15 protein-coding genes and 1 pseudogene are annotated in these 14,360 nt (G+C 44.8%); 4 read left to right on the top strand and 12 right to left on the bottom strand.

From position 1 onward, the window contains the following. Nucleotides 1–434 precede the first annotated feature (434 nt). Nucleotides 435–686 carry a helix-turn-helix domain-containing protein gene (locus DW959_RS10930; protein WP_118616155.1) on the bottom strand — a complete coding sequence of 84 codons (252 nt, stop codon included), beginning with the start codon at nucleotides 684–686 and terminating at the stop codon, nucleotides 435–437. Next, nucleotides 673–1,110, bottom strand: a complete 438-nt coding sequence (locus DW959_RS10925; protein ID WP_118563541.1) for a sigma factor-like helix-turn-helix DNA-binding protein — start codon at nucleotides 1,108–1,110, stop codon at nucleotides 673–675. The genes DW959_RS10930 and DW959_RS10925 overlap by 14 nt, the downstream gene beginning before the upstream one ends. A 390-nt stretch (nucleotides 1,111–1,500) precedes the next feature. Between DW959_RS10925 and DW959_RS10920 the strand changes: the two genes are divergently transcribed. Then, entirely contained in the window at nucleotides 1,501–1,851 is a 351-nt protein-coding gene (locus DW959_RS10920) for a helix-turn-helix transcriptional regulator (protein ID WP_118616153.1), read from the top strand. A 62-nt stretch (nucleotides 1,852–1,913) separates the two neighbouring features. Here the strand turns inward: DW959_RS10920 and DW959_RS10915 are convergent, their stop codons facing one another. The 5 genes from DW959_RS10915 to DW959_RS10895 form a co-directional block, all read right to left on the bottom strand. Next, complete coding sequence (locus DW959_RS10915) at nucleotides 1,914–2,087, bottom strand: cysteine-rich KTR domain-containing protein (protein WP_118616151.1); 174 nt, start codon at nucleotides 2,085–2,087, stop codon at nucleotides 1,914–1,916. Nucleotides 2,088–2,343: 256 nt separating this feature from the next. Then, entirely contained in the window at nucleotides 2,344–2,727 is a 384-nt protein-coding gene (locus tag DW959_RS10910; RefSeq protein WP_118616193.1) for a DUF3592 domain-containing protein, read from the bottom strand. Nucleotides 2,728–2,744: 17 nt separating this feature from the next. Next, entirely contained in the window at nucleotides 2,745–3,386 is a 642-nt protein-coding gene (locus DW959_RS10905; RefSeq protein ID WP_118616149.1) for an ABC-2 transporter permease, read from the bottom strand. After that, nucleotides 3,383–4,240, bottom strand: coding sequence for an ABC transporter ATP-binding protein (locus DW959_RS10900; RefSeq protein ID WP_118616147.1), 858 nt, complete (start codon nucleotides 4,238–4,240; stop codon nucleotides 3,383–3,385). Before DW959_RS10900 ends, DW959_RS10905 begins: the two co-directional genes overlap by 4 nt. 1 nt (nucleotide 4,241) lies before the next feature. Next, entirely contained in the window at nucleotides 4,242–4,616 is a 375-nt protein-coding gene (locus DW959_RS10895; RefSeq protein WP_118447474.1) for a GntR family transcriptional regulator, read from the bottom strand. 304 nt (nucleotides 4,617–4,920) lie between these two features. Here DW959_RS10895 and mobC point away from each other — a divergent pair, with 304 nt between their 5' ends. Genes mobC through DW959_RS10880 form a run of 3 tightly spaced genes read left to right on the top strand, consistent with a single transcriptional unit; the run spans nucleotide 4,921 to nucleotide 7,626 of the window. Then, nucleotides 4,921–5,250: a plasmid mobilization relaxosome protein MobC gene (mobC, locus tag DW959_RS10890; protein WP_118616145.1), complete on the top strand. Its 330-nt coding sequence runs from the start codon at nucleotides 4,921–4,923 to the stop codon at nucleotides 5,248–5,250. Beyond that, nucleotides 5,211–6,560: a relaxase/mobilization nuclease domain-containing protein gene (locus tag DW959_RS10885; protein ID WP_118616143.1), complete on the top strand. Its 1,350-nt coding sequence runs from the start codon at nucleotides 5,211–5,213 to the stop codon at nucleotides 6,558–6,560. Before mobC ends, DW959_RS10885 begins: the two co-directional genes overlap by 40 nt. Nucleotides 6,561–6,603: 43 nt before the next feature. Further along, nucleotides 6,604–7,626 carry a hypothetical protein gene (locus DW959_RS10880; protein ID WP_118616141.1) on the top strand — a complete coding sequence of 341 codons (1,023 nt, stop codon included), beginning with the start codon at nucleotides 6,604–6,606 and terminating at the stop codon, nucleotides 7,624–7,626. A 169-nt stretch (nucleotides 7,627–7,795) separates the two neighbouring features. Here DW959_RS10880 and DW959_RS10875 read toward each other — a convergent pair whose 3' ends face one another. The 5 genes and pseudogenes from DW959_RS10875 to DW959_RS10855 all read right to left on the bottom strand — a co-directional run bounded on the left by DW959_RS10875 (nucleotide 7,796) and on the right by DW959_RS10855 (nucleotide 14,329). Then, a complete protein-coding gene (locus tag DW959_RS10875) occupies nucleotides 7,796–8,161 on the bottom strand; it encodes a cysteine-rich VLP domain-containing protein (RefSeq protein WP_118616139.1) in 366 nt (121 codons plus the stop codon). Beyond that, nucleotides 8,158–8,364 carry a transposon-transfer assisting family protein gene (locus DW959_RS10870; RefSeq protein WP_118616137.1) on the bottom strand — a complete coding sequence of 69 codons (207 nt, stop codon included), beginning with the start codon at nucleotides 8,362–8,364 and terminating at the stop codon, nucleotides 8,158–8,160. Before DW959_RS10870 ends, DW959_RS10875 begins: the two co-directional genes overlap by 4 nt. 2 nt (nucleotides 8,365–8,366) lie before the next feature. Continuing rightward, nucleotides 8,367–9,317: a hypothetical protein gene (locus tag DW959_RS10865; protein ID WP_118616135.1), complete on the bottom strand. Its 951-nt coding sequence runs from the start codon at nucleotides 9,315–9,317 to the stop codon at nucleotides 8,367–8,369. A gap of 3 nt (nucleotides 9,318–9,320) precedes the next feature. After that, entirely contained in the window at nucleotides 9,321–12,104 is a 2,784-nt protein-coding gene (locus DW959_RS10860) for a YodL domain-containing protein (protein ID WP_118616133.1), read from the bottom strand. 136 nt (nucleotides 12,105–12,240) lie between these two features. Then, nucleotides 12,241–14,329 (bottom strand): annotated as a pseudogene (locus DW959_RS10855) (DNA topoisomerase 3). Between the last annotated feature and the right edge of the window lie 31 nt (nucleotides 14,330–14,360).

The raw sequence follows: 14,360 nt of genomic DNA, 5'->3' as shown, positions 1-14,360 counted from the left end.
TTAGCCCCCTTTCAGAAATGGCTAATACACTATATGAATAGCGGCAAGTCCACTATTACAACATAAAAAAGAGAGCTTTAATCAGACGATTGTTAGCTCCAATCTCACGGGAGTTTCACCCCTGCGCGGTTCTCGCACAGCCCTACCCATTGCCTGCGACGCTTTGAACGCTCGGACTATGGCTATAAGGGAGTATCATTATGTATCTTGCGTGTTGTCGCCCATAAGCTGCTACACTTATTTCACGACGCGGTGTTGGTCGCTCATTCCCAGTAGGAAGTCATGGCGCACCCGCCGTATGGCTCGGCGCAAGAGGAACGTATCTGATTTGCCCTATGCTGCGTCGCCGTTATCTTGCGTCGCTTTCTTTGTCAAGGAACAAAAAGGCAGGATAGAGATAGGCAGCGGAAAGGGGGGACGCTGCCGGGTCTACCTTATACCTTGAATGAAAGGACAGCCCGCATGAGCTTTGACCGTAAACGGTCGCGTATGTCCTCGTCTATGCCATAGTAAGTATTACCGCGCTCGTCAATGAGCTTCCTCATAGACAGGGACGCTATGTAGCTTTCGTAATGTTGTACGACAATCTTCATAGCTTCCGGGTCGCCTTTTGTTGCGGCTATGATTACCGGGTACGGTAACAAGCCGCGTTCGTCCTGTTCGGTGTTACCATTATGTGCAGTCATAGGCGCGTTCCTCCAAATAGCGTTTTAACAGTTCAAAAGAGCTTGTACGCCGATACTGTATTGTGCTTCTCGGAACATCACGGAGCTTTGCAATTTCCGCGTCGTTCATTTCAAAAAAGTAGTACAGCAATACGGCTTCTCGTTTGTCGTCCGGCAAGCTGTGCAGGGCTTCGGCAAGCAGCTTCGCAGTTATTTCCTTGCCTGCCACACAAAAGGATTTTTCAGCTTCATCATGTTCAAAGTAAGCGTCGTAGGTGTAAAGCTGATTTTCCTCTTGCGGAGTTAGGTCAGAAAACGAAACTTCTTGTAGCTGCCGCCTTTTGATTTCCCCGTGGGCGTTGATAGCTTCATTTTTCAACGTCCGCTTGCAAAACCCGTTAAAAGCACATCGGATTTGCCACTGGGTACGATTAGGTTCATTCATGGTATCACCTCCTTTCGCAACCGCGAAAGCGGGTGATGATTTCCCCTTTCGTAACCCCTCAACAAATGGCGCGGGGAAAATGCCAAACATTCAGAGAAAATTTTTGAAAAAGTTTTTCCTAAACGACAAAATGCGCCCGCCCGCAAAACGCGGACAGGCGCAATGTTATAATACAGATGAAATATGAACTGCGATACAGTTAAATAGGCATGGCTCCCCCAGAGCAAACATTGAAATTCATGTGCGAATTATTCTTAATATGTACTCTATCTTTTGACATAATGCAGCCCCTTTCATTCTGTATATGTATTTCAATACAGTAAAGAGGTGTATCGTGTCGAATACAATCGAAATAAAGTGTATTGTAGAATATATATGAGGTGAATTGCAATGCAAGAATATTCTCGTTCTTTAGGTGATGTAATAAAACGTGCCCGTGGAAAATTAGGTCTTACTCAAAATGAAGTAGCGGATGCGGCAGATATTGATGTCCGTACCGTTTTGAATATTGAGAACTATAAAGGAAATCCTAAAATGGAAGTCCTTTATCCACTTGTACGCGCTTTGAAAATAGACGCAAGGGAAATCTTCAACCCGGAAATACAAAGAGAATCGCCCGCGCTTCGTCAACTTCGATTGTTGATTGAGGAATGCAGCGAGGAAGAAGCAGAAGCTATAATTCCTGTTTTCCGATCTGTACTTACCGCGTTAAGAGATCAAAATGCAACACCTATTGAATGAAAAAGAGCCAGCTTTCCCATTCTAAAGAATGAGAAGCTGGCTCTGCACTTTATATGTCTGGCTCATTTGCTTAACACCATTTTTAGTTGTATTACATCTATCTTTATTTCTTTCTTACACTTCGGACAGTACAGTGGAAACTTTACGAGAACAGTATCGTCATATACTTTTGTTCTCGTTTTTCCTCCGCAAATCGGGCAATGGATCCAAAGAGAGTTTTTTCGATTGTCATTCACTCTTTACACCTCCAATAATGGCATAGCTCCGCGTTGATCGTCCGGCTTTTGCCTATTTATAAGTATATCCTAAAAGAGCCAATGGACTACAATTTCTCATAGTTCATCGGCTCTGTGACTGTGTGTCAGGCTCTTTGATAACTATTTTTTCTTATTGTTCTTCCATGTTTTGTATATAACATTGGAAACAGGAAGTAAAACACATATAGCTACAAACCAATCTGGAAAATGTGGCATAATCTCAATCCTCCTTATCTTATACAAGATTGAATATAGCCGCTGCAATGCAGATAGCAGCAACAATGAGTGATACAATAATTCGTAAAATAGAAAAACTATACAATTTTTCCGGATTTTGCGTGTCATAACGCACGGTAACGGTTGTTCCAATCTGTGACGCCATTGGTACTTGTATGCAATTTTGGGACTGATACGTTCTTCCATTCACTTTATACGAAACGGTTGCCCATTTTGAATTACGAAATTTTGAGTTTTCTGGATTTATTGTTTTGAAAGAAATAATCGTACCGACGGTTTCTGCCGTTTTGTTTCCTTTTAAAAAAAATTGAATACAGTTTATCAATCCAAAACACAATGCTATCACAGCAATGACATAAAGAAAAATAGTATCTCTATCCATAGTTCCACCTTTCTTTATCACGCCAAGTCTGCTTTATCGTAAATCTTTATAGACAAAGATGCTGATATTGCTAAAACCGCAAAACCAATAAGGACAATACCGCCATAAACAAGGTATGGCGAAAACATAGAGAGGAAGTTCAAGTTTAGATTTCCCGCTCTCATAAGCAGTGGCAGAATAAATGGCGAAGCCATAATAATCACACCAAAAGCAAACTTTGTTTTTTCATATCCAAACTTATACTGTATTGGCAAATAAATACCAATAAAAACAGATACTATAAGAAACATAAATGCAAACAGCTTTATATCTGATGTTCCTAATCCGGGCATAAACAAGGTTTCAAGTTCAAAAACGATACAACAGATTGCATATATAGCCATGCAAAAAATGTATTTTGATGAAACTATCGCTTTCCGTGAAAATGGTGTGGCACATAGTAATGTCGTAGCTTTTGGAAATTGATACTCTTTTAGGGATACATATTGCAACAGCATGAAAACGCCAAAAATGACAGAAAGAATAAATCCAAAAACTCCCGTAAACTCCGGTGTCCGCCAACGCATGACAGGTGGGATAAGCACAATAACTACAAGCATAATCAGCACATATTTTTTTACAATCAGAAAATCCTTTTTTAGCAGGGCGAACAACATCATTTTTCACCTCCGATATTTCCAAGCATAATATCCTCAATCGTCGGACGCTCAACCATAATGTTGGGAATATAAGACCGTACTTCGGATATTTGCTTTGTAATTCCTGTAAATCCAAAATCAGTTTCCGATATAGATAAAAAGAGCTTGCGAGTATCAGTTGTTAAAGCTCCGCTATCACCTTTGACTATCCGATATGTGTCAAGCAAGGTATCCTTTTCCTCTCGAAAGATGATACGCCCGTTATCAATCATAATGAGCATATCGGCAATCTTATCAAGGTCAGAGGTGATATGTGTTGAAAAGAAAACACCTTTTCCGCCATTTTCCATGTACTCAGTTAAGATTTTCAAAAGCTGCCCCCTAACTAAAGGATCAAGTCCGCTTGTCGGCTCATCCATAATCAAAAGTTCTGCGTTATGAGAAAGAGCTAAAGCAAGAGCATACTTCATTCTCATACCTTTGGAAAGGCTATTGATTTTTTGCTTCGGGTCAAGCGAAAACATATCCATGTACCGCTTAAAATCCTGTTCAGACCATGAAGTGTACGCAGACGAAATAATTCCTTTCATTTCACCTAGCGAAAGTTCTTCGTAAAATCCCCCACCGTCTAAAACTATACCAATACGGTCTTTGATTTCTCTTTCATTCTTATCCATGTCAAGACCGAAAAACTGAATTTTGCCGGATAGCTTGTTCGTCAGACCTAAAAGCGTCCGCAGCGTTGTTGTTTTACCTGCTCCATTGACACCAATAAAACCTGTGATACACCCCTCTGGCAAAGAGAATGTCACATCTTTCAAAGAAAAATCGCCATACGACTTATTTAAACCGCTGACTGTCAAAATATCGTTCATTTCAATCCTCCTCGTAAAGAATATCCATCATGGAATTAAGTTCTTCCTTACTGATTTTCAGTGATTTTGCTGTTTGTATCATATCCGCCATTTTTTGTTCTACAAGCCGTCGTTTGGAGTCGCGGAGTAATTCAAGATTGCTTGTAGATACAAATGTCCCAATTCCTACTTGACTTACAATAAATCCCTCCTGTTCTAACTCCTCATATACCCGTCGAATTGTTAAGACGCTCACTTTCAAATCATTAGCAAAAGCCCGAATAGAGGGAAGTGCGTCCCCTTCAATCAATTCTTCTTTTAATATGGCGTCCTTAATCTGGTCTTTTATCTGTTGGTATAAGGGAGTGTCAGAAGTATTTGAAATTAGTATTTTCACAAATCCCTTCGCCCCTTTCTTCTAGTGTGATGTAACTACATACACATTATAAACAACAGACACATTATTGTCAATATAATACTGAAAACAAACAGATAGAGAGGAATTACAGGGTTTTTCTTTACTCTCTTTTGGCAAAAAGGGACTTCCTGTTGTAGTAGATAACAAGGGATAAAACTTTCATAGCAAGCATAGGAAAAGAGTACCCTTTTCCGTATTTTCGCCCTCCTGCGCTGCGGCGCGTCGGTTGAAAACTGCTTGTTGGGAAGTGTCCCAAACCCTCGGAATGGAAAGGAGCGATTGCATGAACGGACGCAAAAGAACAATACAAGTCAAATTCTATGTGACAGAGGAAGAACGGGCGTTGATTGAGCAGAAAATGAAGCTCGTCCCCACCCGGAACATGGCGGCGTATCTTCGGAAAATCGCCATTGACGGTTACATCATACAGGTAGACCATGCCGATATAAAAGCCATGACCGCAGAGATACAGAAAATCGGTATCAACATCAATCAGATTGCAAAGCGTGTCAATGCAACAGGCAGCGTCTACCAAGAGGATATGGAAGAAATAAAGGAGGTGCTTGCGGAGATATGGCGGTTACAAAGATTAAGCCTATTAAAAGCACGTTGAGCAAAGCCCTTGACTATATCCAGAACCCGGATAAGACCGATGAAAAAATACTGGTGTCCTCTTACGGGTGCAGTTATGAAACGGCAGATATTGAGTTTGAATTTACCATAGCGCAGGCATTAGATAAAGGGAATAATTTAGCCCACCATTTGATACAGTCCTTTGCGCCGGGAGAAGTTGATTATGAAAAGGCGCATGAAATCGGGCGGCAGTTTGCCGACGCGGTTACAAAGGGACAGCATGAGTATGTCTTAACAACGCACATTGACAAGGGGCATATCCATAACCACATCATTTTTTGCGCGGTGAATTTTGTAGATTACCACAAGTACAACTCCAACAAACGCAGCTATTACGGCATACGCAATATAAGTGACAGACTATGCCGGGAAAATGGACTGTCTGTGGTCATTCCGGGAAAAGGCAGCAAAGGAAAAAGTTATGTAGAATATCAAGCCGAAAAGACAGGGACAAGTTGGAAAGGCAAACTCAAAATTGCGGTGGACGCACTCATTCCCCAAGTATCAAGTTTTGAAGAATTACTATCCCGGTTGCAGGCGGCAGGCTATGAAATAAAGCCGGGGAAATATGTTTCCTGCCGCGCTCCGGGGCAGGAACGGTTTACTCGTCTGAAAACCCTCGGCGCAGATTACACAGAGGAGGCATTACGGGAACGTATCAACGGAACGCGCACCCGCACTGTCAAAGCTCCAAAGCCGCAGCGTAGCGGTATCAATCTTTTGATTGATATTCAAAATTGTCTCAAGGCACAGGAAGGCAAAGGCTATGAGCAATGGGCGAAAATCCATAATCTGAAACAGGCGGCAAAAACACTGAATTTCCTCACTGAACACAAGATTGAGCAGTATGCCGATTTGACCGCCAAAATCTCGGAAATCACGGCTGCAAGCGAACAGGCAGCGGACAGCTTAAAGACAGCCGAAAAACGGCTTGCTGATATGGCGGTGCTGATTAAGAATGTTACCACCTACCAGAAAACAAAGCCTACCTATGACGCATACCGCAAAGCCACGAATAAGGATAGATACCGGGCAGACCATGAACGGGCAATAATCCTCCATGAAGCGGCGGCAAAGGCGCTCAAAACGGCAGGTATAAAGAAGCTTCCGAACCTTACTGCGCTGCAAGCAGAATATGAACAGCTCCAAGCACAGAAAAAAGCTCTGTATGCGGACTATGGAAAGCTGAAAAAACAGGTCAAGGAATATGATGTTATCAAGCGCAACATTGACAGTATTTTACAAGAAATAATCTGTTCAAATTCAAGGGAAACTAATAGAGAATTATAAGAAACCATGTTATAATAACAAAAAATGATTTAGGAGATTAACTATGTCTAATGAAATTCCTACAATACAGGCTTCTGCAACACTTTTTGCTATTGTTTTAGGAGGAACAGATAGTCTATTAAATATTCATTTGAATAATGGTTTTAAGTTTGAGAAAATAAATATTTTTGATAGTCCTTTCAAAGATAAGTATGTAAATGCAAGTGGACAATTATTAGGGAATTACTGTTTTTGTCAGCTTCCTCCAAGTTCTGAAAATCAAGCGCATTTTATTTGTCTAACTAAAAACGATAATGTTCCTTGTTCAATTATGGCTTTTACACTTAATGAAATGCACTCACTCAATCTTTTTAGTGCGACAATGGACGAGTGGAAAAAGCTTCAAGAAAAATACATTAGAGAACTTTTGTCTATTATGCGCTTATTCAAAGAGGGAAACATTGAAATATCTAACGTGTTTTATCGGTTTGATGGACGCTATCGTGTAAACGGACTACATTTAAATTCAGAATGTCAGCACGCAGATAAAGGTGAAGTGTTCGATAATTTTTACGAATTAACGGATAGTGAAGCAGCAGAATTGAATCAAATAATTGCAAATAATGTGTATTGTTTAGATATTTTGAAAAATGTAATTGACAAATTTGAAGTAGGTTGTAAAGAATTTAGAAATGAACTTGCATTTAAGGAATTGATTACTGTTGGTGAAACCTTATTTTTAAATTATAATAGTCATGACAATGCAGCAAAAAAAGCCAAACTTGCGAATCGTTTAGCTGCATGGATTGGTAAAAATGATTTGGAAGTGAAAAGTATTCATGATGATATGGTAACTTATTACGAATATCGTTCTGATGATACACACGAATCAACAAATGATGCTATTACAGCTACTAATAGGAAAAAGCTTAGAGAATACATGAGAGCTGCACTAAAAAAATATATTGCACAAATCAATATTGAAAAGCAGTCTAATCCAACTTGTGATTTCCATTTTATACGTCAAAAAATAGTGTCTAATATTATAAATGATGTATCGGATTATCAATCTCGTGGTATACTATAAAAAGACGGGACGCGGCGGCTAATGATAGCCACCGCGCCCCGTCTTTTCGTAGGTGCAGTTTTTATTGTATGTTACGCAGTAGAACCCATTTTTACAGAGTTAGGTATCAATCCCTTACCCTTGTAGGAAACGCGCCCGGAACGCCTTATAAAATGGGCTGTTTTGCCCTCTATCGCGTAATAAGGGCGCGTCTTTTTCTCATACGCTCGGCAGCTTGTTTCCGGGTGACACGCTTCCGGCAGTCCGGGCAGTATTTCGCATGGTTGGAGCTTGACGCAAAGGCAGCACCGCATACAGTACAACGCCGCATATCTTCGGTTTTCAACAGTTCTGCGTACAATTCCTTATCCAGAGGAAGTACCGCAGTCTGAAACCATTTACAGAGCAGCGAATAAGAAATAAGCTGCGGGCATACACATTCTTCCCCGTCGTCAAGCAACATACATTTTCCATTGTCGCAGTTGCAGCATGATTTTTTCACAAGGGAATTTACCCTGCGGCTTTGCGGCGGTGTCAGCCGCCTATTCCCGGTCATACTTCATCAGCGGCATAAACGGCAAGCTCGGCATATTCCGTTTCGGTCAGTGCGCCTACTTTCTTCATGGTTCTTTCTGCAAGTTCCCGCAAATCAGCGTCCATGTATGGCAGCGCGTCGCGGATATTTTCAAGCAATGCCGGTTTGCTGCTGTCCGCGTAAATACTCAAAAGGTTTGTTTCTTCCACGGTAAAACGGTTCATAGTCATACCTCCAAATCGTGTTTTTTTACTTTGGCTGTTCTTTTTGGGGCAGCTTTTTCCTTTTCGGATTGAAGCTGCGCCCGGATAGAGGGACGGGGCTTTCGTATATCCTTATTCCTGCTTTCGTTTTTATCAATCAGTGCATACGTCCCGTGTCTGCCCTCGATTTTGGAAAAGGAAAGTGTCTGATATGGCAGCATAGAAAAAAGGCGGTCTAAATCTTTGCTGTTCGCAAGCTGCATAAATGCGTTGGAAAGCTCTACCATGAAATGTGTCCTGTTGGGACTGTTCGGCGTATCGCGCCGCTTCATTTCTGCCACAATGCGTCGCGCTTCTGTTTCAAGCAACTCGTCATGCAAAACAGCGATATGAGCTTTGAAATCCCCCGGCGCAAGCTGCTCTCGGCTATGCTTTTCCTCCTGCAAGAGAAATCGCAGCGCGTCCGGGTCGTTAGGGATAGCTTCAAAGCGTTCAAATTTTCCGTAAAGCGTATCGGGATTGCCTGCAAAATACTGTCCGGCGGGTATATCCCGTGTACCGTGTTCATAAATCAAACACACCGTATTGGCGGCAAGCTCCTTGTCCTTGACACGCTCATAATGTCTTGTATAGTCAAGCTCATAGAGATTACCTTTAATTTTTCCACGTTCTGTACCTGTCAGCTCGATTGCGTAAGCAAGAATACGGTCGCTTGTCTGTTCCCTATAAAACCGCCAAGTATTGTGAGGTGCGGTGTCCTTTAGAAACACGTCACGTTCCCGAAAGCAATGCGTTCCCATAGGGCGGCAGAGCCACAAGAGAGTTTTATCCTCTTTGTGTGGGCTTGCCGCTGCCTGCGTGATTATGCTTTTATCAATGTCAAAATCACTTTGATAAAATCCTGTGTTCTGCTTCAAGATTGCACTAAGGGAAGCAAACACGTCCACATCTTCAAATTTGCTTAATTTCCCCATGCGTCAGCTCCTTTCCAAATCCTGTGATTTCTGTCTTGCGGTTTTCTTCTGCACCTTTTTCTTATCCGCTTTAAGCTGCGCCCGAATAGAGGGCTTTTCTTCTTTACCCTTGCTGCGTGTTTTCTCTGCTTTGATTGCGTCTGCAAGGTCGGTCAAAGAAATCTGTTCCCCGGATTTTGCTTTTTTCTCCAATTCGTCCACGGACGGGGTGTTGTTGATAATCCCGTCAAAATTGTTGTCGTTCTGCTCGATAGTGTCCTCGACGTGCTTTAAGGGATTTTCCTTTTCCGGCGGCTGTAAAAATTCCGGCACTTGCCTGTAACCGCTGCTGTCAACATAGTGTGCCGTGTCCTGTCCATTCTGATGAAGCACCACAACGTCAGAAACGGAAAGGCTGTGTCCCTTAAAACCTTTCGGGTGGTCGATATTGAACCGGGTATAAATATCTTCAAGAGAAGTCCCCGGCGTAAGCTCGGCGGTATAGATAAGGTCATAATTTGCCCGGTCTGCGGTACGTCCAGTTGCTGCCAGACGCTCATACGGTTCAAAGCGGAAATCCCGCGTTTCATCACCACGCTTTAACTGGTAAATGGAAAAGGTGTCTTTGTCCGGCTCGGCTACTTCTTTCTGTACCTGTTCCTTGTCGTGTTCCTTTTGAATTTCCTGCAAATGCTCGTCAATGCTGTTGATGATTTCCGCTGCGGTGCTGCGGATTGTTTCAAGGGAGCTTTTCAGCTCGTCAAGTTCCCGTCCGCTGCTCCACCCGGCGACATATCCAAAGGAATAGTCCGACGTATCAAGCCCGTAATGTTGGCAGACCGCATAAGCGACGCTTTCTGCCTGTACCTCACGGGTACGGCGGTCGGGTCTGTCTGCCTGTTCCTCTTTCGGGGCGTTGGGGTCAATATCATGCAGCTTCGCATGGGCGATTTCATGGATAGCGGTTTTTATGGTCTGAAGCTCGCTCATTCCCTCGTCAATGGCAATCCGCTTTTCCTCCAAATGGTAATACCCGTGTGAATTGCCCTCGATTTTCTCAAAACCGATAGGGACAGGGGAAGTCTTTTCAAGGGCTGCGAAAACGTCCTTGAAGCATTCAACGTCCCCAGTCAGCATATCCACAGCAATGTCCGGCAGCTCCTTTCCCTCGGTCTGGGAAACATCAAAGACCGATACCACCTTAAAAGCAGGGATAGTGATTTCTTTTTCTTCCTTGACAGGTTTCCCGTCTGCACCGATTACGGGCTTTTGTGTTGCCGGGTCGATTTTCTCCATTTCCTGCTTGATTTTGAACGGGGACGGGGCAAGGATTTTGATACCTTTTTCCCCCTTTACCACATTGCGCTTGAAGTTGTTTTTCCAAGACTGGAAGCCTGCCACAAGGGAAGCGTCCGGCTTTTGCATGGCGATAAGCAGCGTATTGTTGAAGCTGTAATTATGGAATTTTGACATGACGCGCAGATATTCTTTGTAGCGATCACTGTCGAACAGCTGCATGATACCCTGTTCCAAGCGGTCTGTGATTTCTTTGAGCTTATCTACGGGTTTCTCGGAAGTCAGCACAATCGGGATAACCGGGCGCGGCTCTTGCGCTGCGTCAGGCGGTACAGATTGCTGCGGTGGTGCGGCAGCGTCCATTTCCACCTTTGCCGGGTCTGGACGTTCCGGCTGCGGGAAGCTCATAACCCTGTATTCTTTCGGTATGTCATTCTCATGCCCGCTGTACCATTCCGAAAAGGTATTCTTGTTGTTGTAGATATAGCCCTGCGCGGTAAAAATACCTCCGTCATTCTTTACCGCGTCCCGCCCGTATTCCTCATACATGAAATAGTTCTTTGCTGTTTCGGGCAGCTCCAATTCGTCCAGTTCGTCGATAAGATAATGTCCGTAGGCTTCTTCGTCCTGTATGGAGGGATAAATCCAGTAGCAGTCAAGGTTCTGTGCAAGGTTGATAAGGTCTTTCACGCTTCCGGCATATTCGCCCAGTGTTACCGCCGCCGTAAATTTTCCCTTGTCCGCGTCACCCTGCATTTCTAAGAGCTTCCCGAAATAGTTCAGCTCGTCAATTCCTGCACTCTGGATAACGGAAAGCGGTACGTCAAAGGGCTGCTGTTCGGTATTTGCAAATCCATTGATGAAAAAATCCTGTGAATTTTCTGCGGTAATGTCGATACGGTTCATCGCTTTGTGAAACTGCTCTATAGTCGTCGGCATGGAAAGCCATACGCCACCCGGCTGCCCGGTTTCAAAACGGCTGCGGCTGTCAATCAAAATCGAAAATTGTTCTGCCAAATGTTCGCTCCTTTCCTGTTCAATCTTTTGGTGCATGAGTTCGTAGTCCTCAATGCTCATATATCCGTCATAAATATACGGGTCGATTTCCTCCCCGTTATAAGGTTTTTCATAAAAGGGAAGCCCTGCGGCATGGGCTAATGCCCGCGCCTTTTCCAAGACTTCCGGGGATAAGGTATCATCATGTGCAGCGATAAAATCCACCACGTCGTTATAGCCGTTTTCATAATGCCGACGCACTCCGGCGGTCAGCTCGTCAACGGTCATATCCCCGGCTAAATAGCCGCAGTAATAGCTGTTCAGAATAACGGCTGCGGGGTCTTTCTGCCGGATTTCTTCAAGGCGGCTTTTCTGTTCGGCGGTAAGGCTGTCGCCTGTGTCCAGATAGAAGTCCTCACCGTTCCATGAACGCCCCTCACGCCAAAAGGCAATCCAAGCGATACCGTCTCGTAATTCCTCTTGATACTGTCTCACAGTGTCCCGTAAACTTGCCATGTGCAGTCCTCCTTTCGCGGCAGTTTCCATAAGGGTTTGGGATTATCCCAACAAGCAAAATTCCCCGCAGTCCTCGGTGAGAGAAAAGGGGGAATTTACGGAAGTGGGTACACACTTCCTATGCTTGCTATTCAAGTCATTTCTTCTTTGGCAGTTCCACACGGTAGTTGACGTATTTCCCGCCTGTATCGGCTAAAACCACGTTTCCGTCATAGGTTTTTCCCGTTTTTGGGGAATAAAGCCCCTTGACACTTGCTTTGCCGGATTTTAAGAGTGCAGCGGCGATTTTCGGGGTAAAGACAGTTTTACGCTCCTCAAAAAAACGGTCATTCTTCCACATGGTAAAGGTGCAGTCCCGGTCAGAGCAATAATAGTTTTTCTTGCTCTCATGGACGGGAGAACCGCAGCGCGGGCATTTTCCAATGACGGGCTTTTCTTCCTTGAAAAGTTCCTTGTCTTTCTCGGAAAGGAATGGATAGGCTTTCACAAGCTCCTGTGCCATTGCTTCAATGCCCTGCATGAAGTTCTCCGGGTTGGCGTTTCCCTTTGCAATCAGCGTCAGCGTATTTTCCCATTCCGCTGTCAGCTTTGGGGAAGTCAGACTGTCCGGCAGGACGCAGACAAGGTTGATACCGTTTTTTGTAGGGAAAAGCTGCTTGCCTTTGCGCTCCACAAAGCCGGAGTTCACCAGTTTTTCAATGACAGCGGCACGGGTGGCAGGTGTGCCTAATCCTTTGCGTTCCGCGTCGGCGTTTGTGTCCTCGCTTCCGGCGTGTTCCATGGCAGACAAAAGGCTTGCTTCCGTGTGGGGCTTCGACGGTTGCGTGTCGTGAACTGTTACCTTTGTGGAGAAGTCGGAAAACGTCTGTCCCTCGGTAAAGTCCGGCACATCAGATACAAAATCGCTGTCCCCGTCGTCCGTGTCCGGCTTTCCTTTCAGTGTCAGACGGTAGCGGCGTTCAAGGTCTTTCCACCCGGCACAGAGTACCGATTTTCCTTTTGCCGTAAAAGAATTATCCGCGCAGGAAAATATCGCCGTGACTGCTTCATAACTGTGCGGCTCGGCGGCAGCAAACAGCAGGCGTGCTCCGGTAAGGGTTAAGATATTCCGTTCACTTTCGGGCAATGCTGCAAGGTCGGTTTTCGCAAGCTCCAGAGTAGGAATGATTGCGTGGTGGTCGGACACCTTTTTACTGTCAAGGGTGCGGGACACGTCCGGGGTAAAAGATACGTCCTGCATAAACGGCAGCTTTCCGCAGAGCAGCGCGGCAATATTCGTCGCTGTACCGCCCATGTCGTCGGTCAAAAATGCGCTGTCGGTTCGCGGATAGGTCAGCAGTCGCTTTTCATAAAGGCTTGCGCCAAATCAAGGGTCTGTTTCGCGGTATAGCCGTAAATACAGTTGCTTCGCGCTGCAAACTGGTGAGGTCAAAGAGCTTCGGCGGCGATACCGTCTTTTTCTCACGGGTCACAGAAATACACTCTGCCTGTGCGGTTTCACAGGCTGCTCTCAGTTCGTCCGCTGCGGCAGCGTCGGAGAGCTTTTCGCTTACCGCTTCTGTGCCGGATAAGGTAAGCCGCACATGGTAGTATTTTTCTTTCTTGAATGTAGAGATAGCCGCGTCCCGGTCGGCAAGCATTTTCAAGGTTGGGGTCTGGACACGCCCCACGTTCAAGGTGCGGTTATACAGGCAGGAAAACAGGCGTGTTGCATTGATACCGATAATCCAGTCTGCCTTTGCGCGGCAGAGCGCAGACGCAAAGAGCGCGTCATAACCCCGCCCGTCTTTGAGGTTATCAAAACCGCTGCGGATAGCTGCGTCCTCCATTGAGGAAATCCACAGGCGGCGCATGGGCTTTTTGCACCCGGCAACTTCATAGACGAAACGGAAAATCAATTCTCCCTCGCGTCCCGCGTCGCAGGCGTTCACGACTTCCGAAACGTCGGCGCGGTGCATAAGCTCTTTTAGGATTTTGAATTGTTTTCCTTTGTCTGCGGCTACGGTGTACTGCCAGTTTTGGGGCAGAATAGGTAAGCTGTCATAGCTCCATTTTCGGTACTGTTCCCCATAGGCGGCAGCTTCCGCAAGCTGTACCAAATGTCCGACACACCATGAAATGAGGTAGCCGCCGCCCTCGATATATCCGTCTTTTTTCTCTTTTACGCCAAGTGCGGCGGCGATACTCTGTGCCACACTCGGCTTTTCTGCAATGACTAACTGCATATAAAATCTCCTTTCGTAATTGTCTAAGAAT

The organism is Clostridium sp. AM46-21 (assembly GCF_003480025.1).
Classification (GTDB): Bacteria; Bacillota; Clostridia; order Lachnospirales; family Lachnospiraceae; genus Coprococcus; species Coprococcus ammoniilyticus.
This window is presented reverse-complemented; position numbering and strand designations above follow the sequence as displayed.

Coding starts and splice junctions, on each gene's coding strand:
- DW959_RS10930 (WP_118616155.1), bottom strand. CDS start 686: ATGACTGCACATAATGGTAACACCGAACAGGACGAACGCGGCTTGTTA.
- DW959_RS10925 (WP_118563541.1), bottom strand. CDS start 1,110: ATGAATGAACCTAATCGTACCCAGTGGCAAATCCGATGTGCTTTTAAC.
- DW959_RS10920 (WP_118616153.1), top strand. CDS start 1,501: ATGCAAGAATATTCTCGTTCTTTAGGTGATGTAATAAAACGTGCCCGT.
- DW959_RS10910 (WP_118616193.1), bottom strand. CDS start 2,727: ATGGATAGAGATACTATTTTTCTTTATGTCATTGCTGTGATAGCATTG.
- DW959_RS10905 (WP_118616149.1), bottom strand. CDS start 3,386: ATGATGTTGTTCGCCCTGCTAAAAAAGGATTTTCTGATTGTAAAAAAA.
- DW959_RS10900 (WP_118616147.1), bottom strand. CDS start 4,240: ATGAACGATATTTTGACAGTCAGCGGTTTAAATAAGTCGTATGGCGAT.
- mobC (WP_118616145.1), top strand. CDS start 4,921: ATGAACGGACGCAAAAGAACAATACAAGTCAAATTCTATGTGACAGAG.
- DW959_RS10885 (WP_118616143.1), top strand. CDS start 5,211: ATGGCGGTTACAAAGATTAAGCCTATTAAAAGCACGTTGAGCAAAGCC.
- DW959_RS10880 (WP_118616141.1), top strand. CDS start 6,604: ATGTCTAATGAAATTCCTACAATACAGGCTTCTGCAACACTTTTTGCT.
- DW959_RS10875 (WP_118616139.1), bottom strand. CDS start 8,161: ATGACCGGGAATAGGCGGCTGACACCGCCGCAAAGCCGCAGGGTAAAT.
- DW959_RS10870 (WP_118616137.1), bottom strand. CDS start 8,364: ATGAACCGTTTTACCGTGGAAGAAACAAACCTTTTGAGTATTTACGCG.
- DW959_RS10865 (WP_118616135.1), bottom strand. CDS start 9,317: ATGGGGAAATTAAGCAAATTTGAAGATGTGGACGTGTTTGCTTCCCTT.
- DW959_RS10860 (WP_118616133.1), bottom strand. CDS start 12,104: ATGGCAAGTTTACGGGACACTGTGAGACAGTATCAAGAGGAATTACGA.